Below are 17,794 nucleotides of genomic sequence, written 5' to 3' on the forward strand. Positions count from 1 at the left end.
AGAGGCATAAAATGAGCAATCTGGCCTATGAAACGGATCACGAGGCATTCACTGCGAATGCGCCCGATCCCAATCTGCAGTCCCTTCGCCCGATCCCCAGGATCTCGATCCAGGCGTTTTGCGACACCGAGAGCGTGTCCAATCCGATCGAACGGGCCGGTGAGGATCGCCGCATGGCGAAAACACACCTCAAGGTCCACATGGGGGGCGTTGCGACTGCGGTGGAGTTCTACCAGACGGCGGCAACGCCGAACCTGGTGATCGTGGAATCTTCCGCCGAGCCGCGCGAAATGCTCGCCTCGCTGGAGCAGCTTGCCGAAGTCTGCGACCCGAGCACCAAGGTCATCATTGTCGGGCACTACAATGATGTGTGGCTCTATCGTGAGCTGATGCGCGCCGGCATCTCGGAATATGTGGTCGCGCCGATCTCGATGGCCGACATTGTGAGCGTCATCGCCAATATCTTTGTCGATCCGACTGCCGAGCCTCTCGGGCATTCCATTGCGTTTGTGGGAGCCAAGGGCGGCGTCGGCTCGTCCACCATCGCGCACAATGTGGCCTGGGCCATTTCCAACCTGTTCGAGAACGAGGTTGTGGTGGCCGACCTGGATCTGCCTTTCGGCACGGCCAACATCAATTTCGATCAGGACCCGCCGCAGGGCATCGCCGAAGCCGTGTTCTCGCCAGAACGGATCGACGAGGTCTATCTCGACCGCCTTCTGTCGCAGTGCGCCGAGCGTCTCTCGCTTCTGGCAGCACCCTCGACACTCGACCGGGTCTATGATTTCGACCCGGAGGCATTTGCCCAGATCATCGACACCACGCAGCGCACCGCGCCGGTTCTGATCCTGGATGTGCCTCACGTCTGGAATGGCTGGACGAGAACGACGCTTGCGCAGGCCGATGCGGTGGTCATCACGGCGACGCCGGATCTGGCCAATCTGCGCAACACGAAAAACCTGATCGACACGCTGAAGCAGTTGCGGCCGAACGACAAGCCGCCGGTGCTGCTGCTCAATCAGGCGGGCATCCCCAAACGTCCGGAAATCTCGCTGGAAGATTTCGCCGAACCGCTCGGCGTGACGCCGGCGGCGACGATCATGTTCGAGCCGCAGCTGTTCGGCAATGCGGCCAATAACGGGCGCATGCTCGGCGAGATGGATGCCAAGAGCCCGATCGTGGAAACGATCAACGAGCTGGCCCATGTGCTGACCGGCCGTCGCGAGGTGAAGCCGCAGAAAAAGAGCGGCCTGTCCAGCATTCTGGAACGGCTGAAACGCAAAAGCTGATACGGATTGGTAGCGTCAGATGTTCGGAAAGAGAGGGGCCGGCGTCCCGCATTCTGCAACGCCGCATATTGAGATCCCGAAACCCGTTTCGGGTGATGCGGCTGTCATGACGCCGGAGCGCCCGGAAGCACCACGGGCCTCCAAACCCGATCTTCCGCCATCCGCCGCCACGGCCAGGCCGCGTCAGGAGCCTGCCCGGACCGAGAAACCTTCATCGGCAAAGCCGGCCTCGTCGACACGCACGCGCAGCGAAGCCTATTACGACACGAAGAGCCAGGTTTTCTCGGCGCTGATCGAGACCATTGACCTCTCGCAGCTCGCCAATCTCGATCCGGACAGTGCGCGTGAGGAAATCCGCGACATCGTCAACGACATCATTGCGATCAAGAATTTCGCGATGTCGATTTCCGAGCAGGAAGAACTGCTTGAGGATATCTGTAACGATGTACTCGGTTACGGCCCGCTGGAACCGCTTCTCGCCCGCGACGACATCGCCGACATCATGGTGAATGGCGCGGAGAGCGTGTACATCGAAGTGAACGGCAAGGTCGAGCAGACCGGCGTGCGCTTCCGCGACAACCAGCAGCTTCTCAACATCTGTCAGCGCATTGTGAGCCAGGTCGGCCGCCGTGTGGATGAGTCGAGCCCGATCTGTGACGCGCGTCTGCCGGACGGTTCGCGTGTCAATGTCATCGCGCCGCCGCTGGCCATTGATGGCGCATCGCTCACCATCCGCAAGTTCAAGAAGGACAAGCTGACGCTCGATCAGCTGGTCCGTTTCGGCGCGATTTCGCCGGAAGGCGCCGAACTCCTCAAGATCATTGGCCGCGTCCGCTGCAACATCCTGATCTCAGGCGGCACGGGTTCGGGCAAGACGACGCTGCTCAACTGCCTGACGAATTTCATCGACGCCGATGAGCGCATCATCACCTGTGAGGACTCCGCAGAGCTTCAGCTCCAGCAGCCGCATGTGGTCCGGCTTGAAACCCGCCCGCCAAATCTGGAAGGCGAGGGCGAGGTGACGATGCGTGACCTGGTGCGCAACTGTCTGCGCATGCGTCCCGAACGCATCATCGTCGGCGAGGTGCGCGGATCGGAGGTGTTCGACCTTTTGCAGGCAATGAACACCGGTCACGACGGTTCCATGGGAACCATTCACGCCAACAATCCACGCGAGTGTTTGAACCGTATCGAATCCATGGTCGCCATGGGCGGTTTCACGCTGCCGCAGCGCACCGTGCGCGAGATCGTCGTCGGTTCGGTGGACGTGATCATTCAGGCGAGCCGCCTGCGCGATGGTTCGCGCCGTATCACGCACATCACCGAGGTCATCGGCATGGAAGGCGATGTGATCATCACGCAGGACCTGATGCTCTACGACATGAAGGGCGAGGACGCGAACGGCAAGATCATCGGCGATCATGTCTCGACCGGCATCGCCCGCCCGCATTTCTGGGATCGCGCCCGCTATTACGGTGAGGAGCAGCGCCTCGCGACGGCGCTGGAGGGCATGGAAAGGAAGACTGGCTGACATGACCGCAGCTTCCGATTTCTCAGGCGACAGGGGGTAGGCGATGTTCGGCCTGGACATAACCATGATCGCCTTCATTCTGCTGGCCGGTTGCAGCGCCGGGGCGGTGGCCTATGCGCTGATGTTCAACAACATCGCCAGCGAAAAGAAGGTCGACCGCCGGCTTGAAACGGTCAAGAAGGCGCGGACCGACCAGTCCGCGATAAAGGCATCGCGGGATCGCGTCGCCGAAGTGGCGAAGCGGCGCAAATCCATTCAAGATTCGCTCAAGGAACTCGACGACCGGCAAAAGAAGCGCGACAGCAAGGTTCGCAAGCCGCCGCTGAAAATGCAGCTGAAACAGGCCGGCATGGAGATCACGCCGGAGCGCTTTCATGTCGTTTCGGGCGTCAGTGGCGTGGTTCTCACGCTCATTGCCTTCATCCTCGGCGTGCCGCTTCTGGTCCTGCCCGGCATTCTGATCGTGGGCGTGCTCGGGTTTCCGCGCTGGTTCGTTGCCTTCAAGCGGCGCAGCCGCGTGAAAGCCTTCCTCAACGAGTTCCCGAACGCGCTCGATGTGATCGTGCGTGCGGTCAAATCCGGTCTGCCCATCAATGACGGCATTCGCCTGATCGCCAGTGAATCGCAGGAGCCGGTCCGCACGGAGTTCCGGCGCATCGTTGAGGCCCAGCAGATGGGCATCTCAACCCCTGAAGCCTGCCTGCGCATGGGGGAAACCATGCCCTGCCCTGAAGCGAATTTCTTCGGCATCGTGATCCAGATTCAGGCTCAGGCGGGCGGCAATCTTTCCGAAGCGCTGGCCAACCTTTCGCGGGTGTTGCGCAATCGAAAGAAGATGAAAGCAAAGGTGCAGGCGCTTTCCATGGAAGCCAAGGCATCCGCAGTGATCATCGGCGCCCTGCCGTTTGTCGTTGCGTTCCTGGTCTATCTCACAAGCCCGACCTACATCACCCCGCTCTTCACGACGAGCACCGGCCACCTGATCCTCGGCTTCTCGGGGCTCTGGATGACAATCGGCATTATCGTGATGCGGAACATGATCAACTTCGAGGTTTAGGCAATGCCCGCAGACGCCATTGGAAGTATTATCGATCCAAGCTTCCTGATCGCGATACTGGTCGCGGTCGCGGTTTTTGCGACCGTGTTCACCCTTTTGCCTGCCTTTGGCGGGGACCCGCTCAAATCGCGCATGAAGAATGTGGCGCTGGAGCGCGAGGAACTGCGCGCCCGCCAGCGCGCCCGTCTCGCGGCTGAAGCAGACCAGCGCCGCCGGGGCCTGCGCGAAAAGCAGTCCGTGGGCATGCGGGCCATCGTCGACAAGCTCGATCTGCGCCGCGCGCTTGCCGACGAGACAACCATGGCCAAGCTTCGCACGGCCGGTTTCCGCGGACAGAACCCGCTTACCAAGTTCCTGTTTTTCCGTGCTACGCTGCCTTTCGCCACGCTGGCGCTGGCAGGCATCTACGTTTTCGGCATGGGAGCGCTTCCGGAACAGCCCTTCTTCGTGAAACTGTTCGTCTGCCTCATCGCCGCCTATGCCGGCTTCTATGCACCCGTGCTCTATGTCAGCAATCTGGCGACTAAGCGCAAAAAGTCGATCCAGCTCGCATGGCCCGACGCGCTGGACCTGATGCTGATCTGCGTTGAGTCTGGCATGTCCACCGAGGCTGCGTTCCGCAGGGTCTCGGACGAGATCGGCGCGCAGTCGGTCGCGCTGGCCGAGGAGCTGGTGCTCACCACTGCCGAACTGTCGTTCCTGCAGGAGCGCCGGCAGGCCTATGAGAATTTCGCCGCGCGCACCGGGCTCGAAACCGTTAAGAGCGTCACACAGGCCCTGATCCAGGCGGAGCGCTACGGTACGCCCGTCAGCCATGCGCTCCGGGTTCTGGCGGATGAGAGCCGCGAAATGCGCATGAACGAGGCGGAGAAGAAAGCGGCTGCGCTGCCGCCGAAGCTCACCGTGCCGATGATCCTCTTCTTCATCCCCGTGCTGTTCGCCGTCATTCTCGGACCCGCAGGCATCCAGATCAAACAGCAGGGGCTGTTCTAGGGTGCCTGCCTTCAAAGCGCTCAAAAATAAAGGCCGCATCAAGCGGCCTTTTTTCGTGTGCGGTGCGCGGCTGGGTCAGTTGCGCTTTTTCTTCTTGTCGGAAAGCTGACTCCAGGCATTCTGCTGCGAAAGCATGGCGCGCAGATAGGCCACATTGGCCTCTGCCTGATCGGGCGAAAGCTCCTGCCGGGCAAGCTGCTCGGCCTCGCCGAACCGGCCCTGAAGGCCGACCACCAGCGCCAGATTCTGGCGCACGCGGCTGTCTGCGCCGGGGCTCTGCGCCGCCTGACGCATGTAGTGCTCGGCGGATTTGAGATTGCCTTCCAAGAGATAGGACATGCCCATATTGGAAAGGATGGACGGCTCATTCGGCTGCAGGTTAAGCGCCCGGGTGTAGAGGGCGCGTGCGGCGTCCTTCTGGCCGAGCTGGTCGAGAATCGCACCCTCGGCAGACTGGAGACGCCAGTCCGGATATTCCGGCGTCTGGGCGCGGCGCACGGCGTCGAGCGCCGGCTGTAATTCGCCGGCGGCAGCCAGCGCCTTGCCATAGGCTGCCAGCACCTGGCGATCCTGCGGATGGTCGATGGCGAGCTTGCGCATCACGGCAAGCGACTGATCGGCGCGGCCGGTCATTTGCAGAACCGATGCGTAGCGCAGGGCGGTCGCTTTGTCCTTGGTGTTCTTGGTGTAGGCGCGGCCCAGCGAGTCTGCGGCGCTGCGCAACTGCGGTTCGGTCATGCTGGCCACATTGGTCGCAGCACCTGGCGTGCTTCGGCTGACAGACCCGGTTGTCATCCGGTCCTTGCTGGCGCAGCCGGCGATCGCCGTTGCCATAACGAGCGCCAGGGCCGTCATGGTTATCCTGTTTGCGGTTGCATTCGTGCGCTGTTCGGTAAACATCTGCGCGCGCCCTCCGATTGGCTTCGGCCGCCCTCCGGCCAACTCTCATCAGAGAGCAATATTCTGTTAACCCTAACGGAGCGTTAAAACGCTTCATGAAACGTAAACGTGGAGACAAGAAATGCCCGTCACGCTCCTGAGTTCGAAAGAGGCTACATCGCTGCCGGTCTATGCGGTTGAGACGGATGGCCTCGACAGGTCCGGCGCGCCCAAAGCGGCAATCGCCTGGGCCAGATCGAACGGTTTCACGGGCGCTGCGGGCAAGGTTTTGTCGATCCCGGGTGAGAATGGCGCGCTGGCCGGCGCGTTCTTCGGCCTTGGCAAGCTTGACGCCGCAAACCCGCTTGCTGCCGGTGCGCTGGCGCGTCACCTGCCGGAAGGCGACTGGCATTTCGCGGGCAAGCCGGCCGAGCCCGAGCTCGCGGCACTTGGCCTGATGCTCGGCTCCTACACCTTCACGCGCTATGGCAAGAAGCCGCGCAACGCGCTTCGTTTCGCGCTGCCGGAAGGCGTGGACGCCGAGCGCGTCCAGCGTCTTGCCGACGGCAGCTTCCTCGCGCGCGATCTGATCAACACGCCGGCAGGCGACATGGACCCAGACGCGCTGGAAGCGGCAATGCGCACGCTGGCCGACCAGCACGGTGCGGCGATGACCGTCATCGCCGGCGACGATCTCCTCAAGGAAAACCTGCCGATGATCCATGCGGTTGGCCGCGCTGCCGAAGCTGCGCCGCGCCTGCTCGACATGCGCTGGGGGCGGGACGATGCGCCGAAGGTCACGCTCGTTGGCAAGGGCGTCTGCTTTGATACGGGTGGTCTCGACCTCAAGCCCGCCGCCGGCATGCTGCTCATGAAGAAGGACATGGGCGGCGCGGCCAATGTTCTGGGGCTCGCCTCGATGATCATGGCGTCGAAACTCGACATCCGCCTGCGCGTGCTCATCCCGGCGGTGGAAAACGCCGTGGCGGGCAATGCCTTTCGCCCCGGTGATGTGCTGACGAGCCGCAAGGGCCTCACCATCGAAGTCGGCAACACCGATGCCGAGGGCCGGCTGGTGCTGGCCGATGCGCTGACGCTGGCCGATGAGGAAGAGCCGGAACTCCTGATCGACATGGCAACGCTGACGGGCGCCGCGCGCGTGGCGCTCGGGCCGGATGTGCCGCCGTTCTACACCGATGACGAGGTGCTGGCCGGTGCGCTGGCCGAAGCCTCCGAAGCGGTGTCTGATCCGCTCTGGCGCATGCCGCTGTGGAAGCCCTACATGCCGCGTCTCGATTCCAAAATCGCAGACATGAACAATGTCTCGCTCGACGGTTTTGCGGGCTCGCCCATTGCCGGCCTGTTTTTGGGGCGCTTCGTGGAGAAGGCGAAGAGCTGGGCGCATTTCGACATTTACGGCTGGAACCCGTCCGACAAGCCCTATTCGGCCATCGGCGGCGAGGCGCAGGGCATTCGCGCCATCGAACGCGTTCTGGCAGACCGTTACGGCAGGTAGGTCAGGTTCAGCGGGGCGAGCGCATGGAGCGCTTGCCTCGGCGCGCCTTTCACGGCATGAATGAAACGGAACCGAAACGGTTTTGTTTCATCGCGAAAGCGCGCCGGCCCGGTGGCCGGCCCGGAAGCCGTCATGAAGGCAGGTCCTGATATGTCCGTTCAGCTGAGGCCAAGCCAGGCGCTGCGTCTGTGGCAGCAGGTCAGCCTCACCGAGGTGCAGGGCAAGGAGCCCGACCTCACCGAGCGCCAGCTTGCGATCCTGCTGACGATCTATCTGGACCCACCGCCGCACACCGTGCGGGGGCTGGCCGAAAAACTGGATGTCTCGAAACCGGTCATTACCCGCGCCCTCGATACGATGGGCGCACTGAAACTCGTTTCACGCCACCGCGACCCGAGCGACCGCCGCAATGTCCTGATCAAGCGCACCGTCGAGGGCGCGCTGTTCGTGGAGCGGTTCGGCGATGTGGTGGTGGCCAAAGCTGCGGAGCTACCCCTATGACGACACTCGACCGCCGCCTTCACGCCCACCGGGCGGACCTTGCCGATGCCCGCCTTGAGGGCACGGTGGAAGCGGAGCGCTTCACCGCCGGCACGCCTGCGCGTGTCAGCGCGCCTGTCATCGACGTGCACAGCGCACCGCATGCCGATGCCGGCATCGACACCCAGTTCCTCTACGGAGACACGGTGCGTGTTTTCGAGCAGCTTGAAGGCTGGGCCTGGGTGCAGGCCGATCATGACGGCTATGTGGGCTATGTGGACGCCACGTCGCTCGCCACGGATGCGGCAGCGCCCACGCACCGCGTGACCGCGCAGCGCAGTTTCGTCTATCCCGAGCCGGAACTGAAAAAACCGGCTGTCGCCGCCCATAGCCTTGGCGCGGGAGTGAAAGTTGCCGGGATGGTCGAAAACCGCGGCACGCGCTATGCGGTCCTTTCCACGGGCGGGGCGATGTTCGCGGGCCATCTGCGGGCGATCGACGATCATCAGGACGATTACGTCTCGGTCGCGGAGAGCTTCCTGCACACGCCCTATCTCTGGGGTGGCACGAGCGGCTTCGGCATTGACTGTTCGGGGCTGGTGCAGACATCCATGCGCATGACCGGGCGGACGGTGCTGCGCGATACCGACATGCAGGCCGAGAGCATCGGCATTCTGATCGAGCCCGGCGAGAATGGCCTTCGGCGCGGCGATCTTGTGTTCTGGAAAGGGCATGTGGCGATCATGCTGGATCACGAGATGATGCTGCACGCCAATGGCAACACCATGACCGTCGCGCGTGAACCGCTGAAAGACGCCATTGAGCGGATCGAGCGGCTGTATGGCCGGCCGACGCATTACCGCCGGCCGGGCGTCTCAGAGGACTAGCAACTCCAGGAAAAGCAGAAGCGCTCTGGCCGGATGACGGCTTCCTTCTCCCCGCGCGCGGGGAGAAGGTCCCGGCAGGGGGATGAGGGGCTGACGCGGCGCATGAAAATCTCGCCGTGTTGTGTGGTTCGCCGAACCTGGCGCTCGCCCCTCATCCTCACCTTCTCCCCGCTTGCGGGGAGAAGGGGGCCTCGAAGCCGATGCCCGGAATTGCGCAAAAGAATGACCGGAGCGTTTCCGCGATTCACGAAAAGCGGAAGTGCCTCAGTAACCCGCCTTGCGGTCGACGAGGTTTTCAAGCGGCTCGCCGCGTTCGAAAGNCGAAGCCGATGCCCGGAATTGCGCAAAAGAATGACCGGAGCGTTTCCGCGATTCACGAAAAGCGGAAGTGCCTCAGTAACCCGCCTTGCGGTCGACGAGGTTTTCAAGCGGCTCGCCGCGTTCGAAAGCATCCATCTGACGCAGCATTGGCGGTGCCAGATGGGCCGGGTCGGATGTGGCCGCAGCATGCGGTGTCACAAAGACGCGCGGATGCTCCCAGAGAGGACTTTCGGATGCGAGGGGCTCGCTCTCGAACACGTCGAGGCTTGCTTCCTTCAGCACACCGTCTTCCAGCGCGCGCAGAATGTCGGCTTCACGCTGGAGTTTGCCGCGACCGGCGTTGATAAGGCAGGGGCCGCCGAGCGGCCCATCCTGGCGCAGGCGTGACAGCAGCCCGTAATTCACGATGCCGTCGGTCGCAGGCGTGAGCGGCAGAAGCACGACCAGAATGTCGGTGGCGTTCAGGAAAGGCGTGAGGCCATCCTCGCCATGATAGGAGGCGATGCCGTCGATCTCCTTGGGCGTGCGGCTCCAGCCATTCACCGAGAAGCCGAGCGCCAGAAGCGCCTCGGCGGCGCGCGTGCCAAGCTGGCCAAGCCCCATAATGCCGACCGAAACTTCGTTCGCGGGCGGTTGCCGCGGCTCGTGCCAGACCTTCTTCGTCTGCTGCGTGCGATAGAGCGCGCCCTGGCGGTGATGATCGAGCACCCGCCAGTTCACATATTCGCACATATACTGGGTAAGGTTTTCCGCCACCACGCGAACGATCGGCACATCCGGCACCTGATCGTCATTGAAAATGTGGTCCACGCCTGCGCCGATGGAGAAGATCACCTTCAGGTTCGGCAGTTTGGCGAGCACACCGGGCTGCTGTTTCCAGACCACCGCATAGTCGATGGACGGATCCTCCGCGCCGTCGGGTTCGAGAACGACGTCCCGTTCCTGCGAAAGAAGATCATACCAGCGCTGCGGATTGAAGCCGGTAACAGACAGTAAGACGCGACCGCGCTGCGGTGTGCTCATGGCGTGCCCCTTGGATTTATTCGCTGACCACGCCTCCGGGCGTGGCTTCGATGTTGAACGCGGCTGCGATCAGCGCGCGTGTGTAGTCGGTCTGCGGGGCATCGAAAATCTGCTCCGCCGGACCGGCCTCCACCACCTTGCCGGCGCGCATGACGATCACCTCATTGGCGAGCGCGCGCACCACTTTCAGGTCGTGACTGATAAAGAGATAGGCCAGATTGTGCCGCTTCTGCAAATCGCGCAGGAGATCGACCACCTGCGCCTGAACGCTCATGTCGAGCGCGGAGGTGGGCTCGTCCAGCATTACGAAGCGCGGCTTCAGAACCATGGCGCGGGCGATGGCGATGCGCTGGCGCTGGCCGCCGGAGAATTCATGCGGATAACGGAAGCGGGATTCGGGATCGAGGTCCACTTCCTTCAAGACGTCGACGACCATCGCGTCGCGCTCTTCCGCCGAAAGGCCGGGCTGGTGGATGCGCAGGCCTTCCTGAATGATTTCAGCGACAGACATGCGTGGGCTGAGCGAGCCATACGGGTCCTGGAAGACCACCTGCAGCGCATGCCGGTGCGGGCGCATCTGGCGGAAGCTCAGCCTGTCGATTTCCTGTCCGTCAAAGCGGATTTCGCCCTTCGAGGCGATCATGCGGGCAAGCGCCAGACCGAGCGTCGTCTTGCCGGAACCGGACTCGCCCACCACGCCAAGCGTCTGGCCGGCGCGCACCGTGACGTCGACCCCGTCGACGCCCTTGATGTAATCGACCGTGCGGCGCATGAGCCCCTTTTTCACGGGGAACCAGACCTTGATGTCGTCGCCCTGCATCACCGTTTCCGCGTTCGGATCGGCCCTTGGCGGGCGGCCCTTGGGCTCGGCGGCGATGAGATGGCGCGTGTATTCGTGCTGCGGGTTGGTGAAGATCTGCTCCGTCGGCCCGCTTTCCACGATCTTGCCGTCGGTCATCACGCAGACGCGGTCGGCCACCTTTCGCACGATACCGAGATCATGGGTGATGAACAGCATCGACATGGACTTCTTGCGCCGCAGGTCGGCCAGAAGCTCGAGGATCTGCGCCTGCACCGTTACGTCGAGCGCGGTGGTCGGTTCGTCGGCGATCAGGAGGTCGGGCTCGTTGGCGAGCGCCATGGCGATCATCACGCGCTGGCGCTGGCCGCCGGAAAGCTGATGCGGGAAGGAATCGAGCCGCTTTTCAGGATCGCGGATGCCGACCTGGGTGAGAAGCTCAAGCGTGCGGTCGCGCGCGGCCTTGTCGCCCATGCCACGATGGAGCTTCAGCGTCTCGCCGATCTGCCGCTCGATCGTGTGCAGCGGGTTGAGCGAGGTCATCGGCTCCTGAAAGATCATGGAGATCTCGTTGCCGCGCACCTTGCGCTGTGTCGCCTCGTCGGCGGCCAGAATGTCGACGCCATTGTAGAAAATCTGGCCGGAAGGGTGGCTGGCAGCCGGGTAGGGCAGGAGCCGCAGCACGGACAGCGCCGAGACCGATTTGCCCGAGCCGGATTCGCCCACCAGCGCAACGGTCTCGCCGCGGCCGATATCGAACGAGATATGGTCGACGGCAAGCGTCTCCTGCGCCCCTTGCGTGAAGGAAACGGAGAGGTCGCGGATCGAAAGAAGAGGCTGCTCGCTCATTTGAACGTCTTCCGCGGGTCGAAGGCGTCGCGCACCGCTTCGCCGATGAAGATCAGCAGCGACAGCATGATGGACAGGCTCAGGAAGCCGGCAATGCCGAGCCACGGGGCGTTCAGATTGCGCTGGCCCTGACGCAGCAGCTCACCCAGCGAGGGGGAGCCCGGCGGCAGGCCGAAGCCGAGGAAGTCGAGCGAAGTCAAGGTTGTGATCGAACCGTTCAGGATGAAGGGCAGGAAGGTGAGCGTGGCGACCATGGCGTTCGGCAGAAGATGCCGGAAGATGATCGTGCGGTTGGAAACGCCGAGCGCGCGGGCCGCGCTGACATATTCGAAATTGCGCGCGCGCAGGAACTCGGCACGCACCACGCCGACGAAGGCCACCCAGGAAAACAGAAGCATGATGCCGAGCAGGATGAAGAATCCCGGCGGCAGCACGGCGGCGATGATCAGGATCAGGTAGAGAACCGGAATGGACGACCAGATCTCGATGAAGCGCTGGAACAGAAGGTCCGTCCAGCCGCCGAAATAACCCTGGATCGCACCGGCGCTGACGCCAATGAGCGCCGAGGCGGCGGTCAGGATGAGACCGAACAGAACCGAGATGCGGAAACCGTAGATCACCCGCGCAAGCACGTCGCGCGCCTGATCGTCGGTGCCGAGCCAGTTCCAGTTTCCGGGTGTGCAGGCGGGGTCATCCACGCCCAGCGGATACCGCTCGCAGCGCACTTCCTTCGTGTACATCCAGGAGGGTTTGGCCGGAGCCGCCTCGGGAATCTCGTTGTTCACCGTGCGATAGGAGTAGCGGATCGGCGGCCAGACCATCCAGCCATTCGCATCGATCTCCTCGGAAATGATCGGATCGCGATAGTCCGTCACGGCGAGGAAACCGCCGAACTTCTCCTCGGGATAATCGACCAGAACCGGGTAGAGCACCTCGCCCTTGTAATAGGCGAGGATCGGCTTGTCGTTGGCGAGAAATTCCGCAAACAGCGACAGCACGAAGAGGATCAGGAAGATCCACAGCGACCAGTAGCCACGCCGGTTGGCGCAGAAATTCTGCCAGCGGCGCTTGTTGATCGGCGAAAGCCAAGGCCGCGACTGCGGGCGGCGCGCCGTCGCCACCTCGCTTTGCACCTGCACGTCCGACATCACACATCCCTCCGCTCGAAGTCGATGCGCGGATCGATCAGCGTGTAGGTCACGTCGGAAATCAGGCTGATGAGAAGGCCCATGAGCGAGAAGATGTAGAGGTTGGCGAACACCACCGGGTAATCGCGGTCAATGACCGAGCGGAAACCGAGCAGGCCAAGCCCGTCCAGCGAGAAGATGCTCTCGATCAGAAGCGAGCCGGTGAAGAAGGCCGAGATGAACGCGCCCGGAAAACCGGCGATGATGATCAGCATGGCGTTGCGGAACACATGCCCGTAAAGCACCTGCCGTTCCGAAAGCCCCTTGGAGCGCGCGGTGGTCACGTATTGCTTCCGGATTTCGTCAAGGAACGAGTTCTTGGTCAGAAGCGTCGTCGTGGCGAAGGCAGACAGCACCATGGCCGTGAGCGGCAGGGCAAGGTGCCAGAAATAGTCGAGAATGCGCGCCGGCCAGGAAAGGCTTTCCCAATTGTCGGAGGTCAGGCCGCGCAGCGGGAACCAGTCGAAGAAGGAGCCGCCCGCGAACAGCACCATCAGCAGGATGGCGAACAGAAAGCCGGGAATGGCGTAGGCGACAATCACCACGCCGCTGGTCCACACGTCGAAGGGCGAGCCGTCCTTCACCGCCTTGCGGATGCCGAGCGGAATGGAAATGCCGTAGGAGATCAGCGTGATCCAGAGCCCCAGCGAGATGGAGACGGGCATCTTTTCAAGGATAAGGTCGATCACGGAGATGTCGCGGAAATAGCTCTCGCCGAAGTCGAAGCGGGCATAGTTCCAGATCATCAGGCCAAAGCGCTCGAGCGGCGGCTTGTCGAAGCCGAACTGCTTTTCGAGCGAGGCGATGAATTCCGGGTCGAGGCCCTGTGCGCCGCGATATTTCGAGGTCGCGCCGCTGCTTTCGACCGAGCTGCCGTCAAAGCCCTGATTGCCGAAATCGCCGCCACCGCCGGAGATGCGCGCATCGGCGCCCCCGGCCTGACCGGTGATCTGCGCGATGACCTGTTCCACCGGGCCGCCGGGCGCGAACTGCACGACAATGAAGGAGATGGCCATGATGCCGAGCAGGGTCGGGATCATCAGCAGCAGGCGACGGAGAATATACGCGCCCATCAGTCTGCTGCTTTCTTCGTGTTCAGGAGTGCTGGGAGTTTTGCCACGCCGTCCTTACGCCTTGCCAATCGCTTTCGCCTTTTCTTTATCGAACCACCACAGAGCCTCCGCAGGGAAGAAGTAGTCCGGCTTGTTGTCGCTGTAGCCGAACATGTCCCAGTGGGCCACACGGTGATTCGTCAGGTGCCAATTTGGAATCCAGTCGCGCCGCGCGCGCAAGACCCTGTCCAGCACCTTTAGCGTTACGTTCAGATCGTCACGGTTCTCGGCCTTGCCGGCGATCTCGATCAGTTCGTCGACCACCGGGTCGGTGATGCCCGCAAAGTTGTAGGAGCCTTCCAGAGCCGCCGTTCGCGAATGGAAAAGCTGTTCCAGCCCTTCCTCGTCGGGGGTGGCGTCCATGCCGATTGCCGCGGAGATCATGTCGAAATCGAAGGCGCTCTGGCGGCTTTGATATTGCGATGCGTCGACAAGCCGCGTCGAAGCGTCAATGCCGATGGCGCGCAGATTCTCGCCGAAGCTCGCATCCTGCCGCAGGAAGATCTCGTCCCGCACCAGATATTCAAGCGTGAGGCGGGTGCCTCTTTCGTTGTGGAGAACGCCATCGCGCGGCGTCCAGCCGGCCTCTGTCAAAAGCTGCCGTGCGCGCCGCAGATTGTTGCGGTCGCGGCCCGATCCGTCCGAAACCGGCTGCATCACCGCTTCGCCAAAGGCCGCCTCCGGCGCTTCGCCACGGAAGCGGGCAAGAAGCGCCTCTTCTTCCGGCGAAGGTGCGCCCTCGGCCATGAAGGGCGCTCGCTCGAAGAAGGAATGCGAACGCGTATAGGCGTCGTAGAAGAGGTTGCGGTTGGTCCATTCGAAGTCGAAGCACAGGCTGATGGCCTCGCGCACCCGCACATCGCGAAACTGCTCACGCCGCTGGTTCAGCACCAGGCCATAAAGCTGCCCGCGCTTCTCGCCGGGAATCTCCGTCTTCAGAACGCGCCCTTCGCGCATGGCCGGAAAATCATAGCCCGTCGCCCAGATGCGGGAGGTGAATTCCTGTCGCCAGTTGACGTCGCCCTTCTTGAAGGCTTCGAAACCGGCATTGCGGTCGCGATAGAAATCGATGCGGACCGTGTCGAAATGGTTGAAACCCTTGAGCGGCCCCAGATCACGCGCCCAGTAGTCCTCCACCCGCTTGTATTCAACAAAACGCCCGGCGGAGAAATTCCCCACCCTGTAGGGCCCCGAGCCGAGCAGCGGCACGATGCGGGAACTGTCGAAGCCATTCTCCTCGACAAAGGCCTTTGAGAAAATGGGGAAGGTGGCGACGGTCAGGATGTTGCGCCGCGACTGCTGGCCGGAAAACCGCAGGTGCACGCTGTGCGGCCCATCCGCCCGCGCTTCGGTCAACTCGGCGAGCGGCAGCAGAAGCTGGGGGTGCCCCTTCTCCTTGAGCAGCGTGTAGGTGAACGCGACGTCCTCGGCGGTGATCGGCGAACCGTCATGAAAGCGCGCTTCCGGCCGCAGCGCGAAGGTGAAGCCGTTCCGGTCTTCGGAAAGCGTCACGCTTTCGGCGAGAAAGCCGTAGATCGCGTCCGGCTCGTCATAGGCGCGCGTCATCAGCGAGGCGAAGCACATCTCCATGCGCGGCGGGGCGTCGCCCGTGCGCACGAAAGCGTTCAGCGTGTTGAAGGTCAAAACGTTCTGATTGTAGTACCAGTAGCCGGGCTGGAAATTGAACGTTCCGCCCTTCGGGGCATCCGGACTGGCGTAGTCGAAATGGCTGAAGCCGGGGGCGTATTTGAGGTCGCCAAATGCCGACAGGCCATGAAGCGGCTTGCCGGTCTCGACGCTGGCAAATACGCCGTGCGGTAGAAGGGGGGCAGCCACCGCTGCCCCGGCAAGGGCCAGAAAAGTGCGGCGCGATGCGCCGCACTGTCGGGCCGCAGGGCGGCTCAATTCTGGCTCCGATACTTGGCGGCCAGCGCCTCTTCAAGCTTGGGATCGATCCACCAGGATTCCAGATCCACACCGGTATATTCCGGCTGTTTCTCCGGAATGCCGAACTTGTTCCAGTAGGCGATGCGAATATAGGGCGCATGCCACTGCGGCACCCAGTAGTAGTTCCACAGGAGCACGCGGTCGAGCGCGCGGCTGGCCGCAACCAGCTCCTCGCGGTCCTGCGCGTAGATGATCTTCTCGACCAGCGCATCAACGGTCGGATCCTTCACACCCGCCAGATTGCGCGAACCGGGAATGTCGGCGGCCTTGGCGCCCCAGTATTCGCGTTGTTCATTGCCCGGCGAAAGCGAGTTGACGAAAATGCTCGCCACGGCGTCGAAGTCGAAATTGCGGATGCGGTTCACATATTGCGAGGGATCGATGATGCGCAGCGACACGTCGATGCCGATCTTGCGCAACGCGGCCATGTAGGGACCGGTGGTGATCTCGTCGGTGGGGCTGTTGCCGAGGAACTCGATGGTGAACTGCTGGCCGGTGCCATTGTTCGTCATCTTGCCGCCCTTGATGCTCCAGCCAGCCTCGGAGAAGAGCTTGATGGCTTCACGCAGATAGGTGCGCTCGGCCTGCGGATTGTCGTAGACGGGAAGCCTGAATTCCTCGGTGAAGAGTTCTGCCGGCAGCTTGTCCTTGAACTCTTCGAGGATTTCCAGTTCGCGCCCTTCCGGCAGGCCGGTCGCCGCCAGTTCCGAACCTTCGAAATAGCTGTCGGTACGGGTGTAGCTGTCGAAGAACAGCGTGCGGTTCATGTCTTCGAAGTTGAAGGCGAGCGTCAGCGCCTCGCGAATGCGCCGATCCTGGAATTTCGGACGCCGGGTGTTGAGCACGAAGCCCTGCATCGGTTCCGCACCGCCCGTCGGGAATTCGCGCTTGATGACATCGCCATCCTTGAAGGCCGGGAAATTGTATTCGGTCGCCCACCGCCGGGAGCGGTTTTCTATGCGGATGTCCTGCAGCCCGCCCTTGGTGAAGGCCAGCCAGGCGGCGTTCTCGTCCTGAATATAGGTGTATCGGCGGCGATCCATATTGTAGCGCCCGACATTCACCGGCAGGTCGGCGGCCCAGTAATCTTCCACGCGTTTCCAGACGACTTCCGAGCCCGGCTTGAAGCTCTCGATCTGGTATGGCCCGCTGCCCAGCGGCTTTTCCAGGGTCGGCTGGGTGAAATTGCGCTTCTTGCCGTCGGCGTCGGTGCCTTCCCACCAGTGCTTGGGCAGAACCGGCAGGTCGCCCATGATGTGTGGCAGCTCCTTGTTGCCCTTCTGGTCGAAGCGGAACTCCACCTCGCGCTCGGAAAGGGCCACGGCCTCCACCACGCTGGAGAAATAGCGGGTGTGCTGCGGGCTGTGCTTTTTGAGCATGTTCAGCGTCCAGACCACATCTTCGGCGGTGATCGGCTTGCCGTCATGCCAGCGTGCGCGCGGATCGATGCGGTAGGTCGCGGATGAATTGTCTTCGGGATGCTTGAACGCCTCGGCGATCAGCGGATAGCTGGTGCTCGGCTCGGTCAGCGACTGCTGCATGAGCGTGTCCCAGAGCAGCCCGCCGAAATAGTTCAGTCCGGCAGCCTGCGTGCCGCGCACGATGAACGGGTTGAAACTGTCAAACGTGCCCAGCGCCACGGAATTGAGCGTGCCGCCCTTGGGGGCGTCCGGGTTCACATAGTCGTATCGCTCAAAGTCACCTGTCTGGCCTTCGGGCTCGATCAGGGACGAACTGGTGAGCCATTCGTCTTCGGCGCTTGCGGGTGTGCCGGCGAACAAGAGTGCCACGGCCATGCAGGCCGCCCTTGTTGCTGTTGCACCGATTACCCGCATGGCATTCTCCTCATAATTGTTTTTCGTTCCCAGCCGAAAGGTAGACCATCGCCCGCACATGGCAAGGGCCATGTGGTTTTCCGGAAACT

The 17,794-nt window shown here is 62.5% G+C and carries 15 protein-coding genes; 7 read left to right on the plus strand and 8 right to left on the minus strand.

Annotation, left to right across the window (positions count from 1 at the left end; translation table 11 throughout):
* Positions 1 to 11: 11 nt before the first annotated feature.
* The 4 genes from NDI72_RS08990 (at position 12) to NDI72_RS09005 (ending at position 4,870) form a co-directional block, all read left to right on the plus strand.
* The gene (locus NDI72_RS08990; RefSeq protein WP_283800267.1) at positions 12 to 1,289 is read left to right on the plus strand and encodes a CpaE/TadZ family protein; all 1,278 of its coding nucleotides are present in this window, start codon (positions 12 to 14) and stop codon (positions 1,287 to 1,289) included.
* 106 nt (positions 1,290 to 1,395) lie between these two features.
* A complete protein-coding gene (locus tag NDI72_RS08995; protein WP_222474219.1) occupies positions 1,396 to 2,820 on the plus strand; it encodes a TadA family conjugal transfer-associated ATPase in 1,425 nt (474 codons plus the stop codon).
* A gap of 43 nt (positions 2,821 to 2,863) precedes the next feature.
* Positions 2,864 to 3,877 (plus strand): type II secretion system F family protein, encoded by a 1,014-nt coding sequence (locus NDI72_RS09000; protein WP_283800268.1) that lies wholly within the window; start codon positions 2,864 to 2,866, stop codon positions 3,875 to 3,877.
* A 3-nt stretch (positions 3,878 to 3,880) separates the two neighbouring features.
* On the plus strand, positions 3,881 to 4,870 hold the full coding sequence (locus NDI72_RS09005) for a type II secretion system F family protein (RefSeq protein ID WP_206544381.1): 990 nt from the start codon (positions 3,881 to 3,883) through the stop codon (positions 4,868 to 4,870).
* A gap of 75 nt (positions 4,871 to 4,945) precedes the next feature.
* Here the strand turns inward: NDI72_RS09005 and NDI72_RS09010 are convergent, their stop codons facing one another.
* Positions 4,946 to 5,770: a tetratricopeptide repeat protein gene (locus NDI72_RS09010; protein WP_206544382.1), complete on the minus strand. Its 825-nt coding sequence runs from the start codon at positions 5,768 to 5,770 to the stop codon at positions 4,946 to 4,948.
* Between the two features lie 121 nt (positions 5,771 to 5,891).
* Here NDI72_RS09010 and NDI72_RS09015 point away from each other — a divergent pair, with 121 nt between their 5' ends.
* A complete protein-coding gene (locus NDI72_RS09015) occupies positions 5,892 to 7,265 on the plus strand; it encodes a leucyl aminopeptidase family protein (protein WP_283800270.1) in 1,374 nt (457 codons plus the stop codon).
* Here NDI72_RS09015 and NDI72_RS09020 read toward each other — a convergent pair.
* On the minus strand, positions 7,253 to 7,399 hold the full coding sequence (locus NDI72_RS09020; RefSeq protein ID WP_283800271.1) for a hypothetical protein: 147 nt from the start codon (positions 7,397 to 7,399) through the stop codon (positions 7,253 to 7,255). The genes NDI72_RS09015 and NDI72_RS09020 overlap by 13 nt on opposite strands.
* Before the next feature lie 16 nt (positions 7,400 to 7,415).
* Between NDI72_RS09020 and NDI72_RS09025 the strand changes: the two genes are divergently transcribed.
* Together NDI72_RS09025 and NDI72_RS09030 are read left to right on the plus strand one after the other, a co-directional pair.
* Positions 7,416 to 7,766 carry a MarR family winged helix-turn-helix transcriptional regulator gene (locus NDI72_RS09025; protein ID WP_206544778.1) on the plus strand — a complete coding sequence of 117 codons (351 nt, stop codon included), beginning with the start codon at positions 7,416 to 7,418 and terminating at the stop codon, positions 7,764 to 7,766.
* Positions 7,763 to 8,632, plus strand: a complete 870-nt coding sequence (locus NDI72_RS09030) for a C40 family peptidase (protein WP_283800272.1) — start codon at positions 7,763 to 7,765, stop codon at positions 8,630 to 8,632. Before NDI72_RS09025 ends, NDI72_RS09030 begins: the two co-directional genes overlap by 4 nt.
* A 393-nt stretch (positions 8,633 to 9,025) precedes the next feature.
* Here NDI72_RS09030 and NDI72_RS09035 read toward each other — a convergent pair whose 3' ends face one another.
* The 6 genes from NDI72_RS09035 to NDI72_RS09060 are packed head-to-tail and all read right to left on the minus strand — an operon-like array spanning position 9,026 to position 17,705.
* Complete coding sequence (locus NDI72_RS09035) at positions 9,026 to 9,976, minus strand: 2-hydroxyacid dehydrogenase (RefSeq protein WP_206548768.1); 951 nt, start codon at positions 9,974 to 9,976, stop codon at positions 9,026 to 9,028.
* A 16-nt stretch (positions 9,977 to 9,992) separates the two neighbouring features.
* Entirely contained in the window at positions 9,993 to 11,624 is a 1,632-nt protein-coding gene (locus NDI72_RS09040) for an ABC transporter ATP-binding protein (protein WP_283800273.1), read from the minus strand.
* A complete protein-coding gene (locus NDI72_RS09045; RefSeq protein ID WP_113153855.1) occupies positions 11,621 to 12,772 on the minus strand; it encodes an ABC transporter permease in 1,152 nt (383 codons plus the stop codon). Before NDI72_RS09045 ends, NDI72_RS09040 begins: the two co-directional genes overlap by 4 nt.
* Positions 12,772 to 13,884, minus strand: coding sequence for a microcin C ABC transporter permease YejB (locus tag NDI72_RS09050; RefSeq protein WP_113153856.1), 1,113 nt, complete (start codon positions 13,882 to 13,884; stop codon positions 12,772 to 12,774). The genes NDI72_RS09045 and NDI72_RS09050 overlap by 1 nt, the downstream gene beginning before the upstream one ends.
* A gap of 54 nt (positions 13,885 to 13,938) precedes the next feature.
* The gene (locus NDI72_RS09055; RefSeq protein ID WP_283800274.1) at positions 13,939 to 15,828 is read right to left on the minus strand and encodes an extracellular solute-binding protein; all 1,890 of its coding nucleotides are present in this window, start codon (positions 15,826 to 15,828) and stop codon (positions 13,939 to 13,941) included.
* Entirely contained in the window at positions 15,825 to 17,705 is a 1,881-nt protein-coding gene (locus tag NDI72_RS09060) for an extracellular solute-binding protein (protein WP_206544388.1), read from the minus strand. Before NDI72_RS09060 ends, NDI72_RS09055 begins: the two co-directional genes overlap by 4 nt.
* Positions 17,706 to 17,794 lie beyond the last annotated feature (89 nt).

The organism is Nitratireductor sp. GZWM139, assembly GCF_030068685.1.
In the GTDB taxonomy this organism is placed as follows: Bacteria; Pseudomonadota; Alphaproteobacteria; order Rhizobiales; family Rhizobiaceae; genus Nitratireductor; species Nitratireductor aquimarinus.